Origin of the sequence: Escherichia sp. MOD1-EC7003, assembly GCF_002965065.1 — a bacterium.
GTDB lineage: Bacteria > Pseudomonadota > Gammaproteobacteria > Enterobacterales > Enterobacteriaceae > Escherichia.
Genome location: NZ_PTRE01000323.1, coordinates 1 through 430, shown reverse-complemented (window position 1 = coordinate 430; position 430 = coordinate 1). Strand labels below are relative to the sequence as shown.

1 pseudogene and 1 other annotated feature are annotated in these 430 nt (G+C 55.3%); the pseudogene reads left to right on the top strand.

Going from position 1 to position 430, the window contains the following annotated elements:
* A pseudogene (locus A7090_RS25595) lies at positions 1–430 on the top strand (IS3 family transposase); the annotation flags it as partial.
* Positions 59–175 (top strand) — a sequence feature (AL1L pseudoknot). Its footprint overlaps the pseudogene before it by 117 nt.

The window sequence follows — 430 nt, the reverse complement described above, 5'->3', positions numbered from 1 at the left end:
TGGTGGAACGTAAAATTTGTGAACTGCCCCGGATTAACGATACCCTGCGTCGGCCTCCCCTTTATTTGGCGAAGGGGGATTGCGCCCGCCTCTGGAAAAAATGATGCCACTGCTGGATAAGCTGCGTGAGCAGTACGGGGTCGGACCGGTATGCAGCGAACTGCATATTGCCCCGTCAACGTATTACCATTGTCAGCAACAGCGACATCATCCGGATAAACGCAGTGCCCGTGCGCAGCACGATGACTGGCTGAAGAGAGAGATACAGCGCGTATACGATGAAAATCATCAGGTGTACGGTGTGCGTAAAGTCTGGCGTCAGTTGTTACGGGAAGGAATCAGGGTGGCCAGATGTACAGTGGCGCGCCTCATGGCGGGTATTGGGGTTGCGGGGGTTTTCCGGGGACGAAATGGACGCTGCAACGTCAGC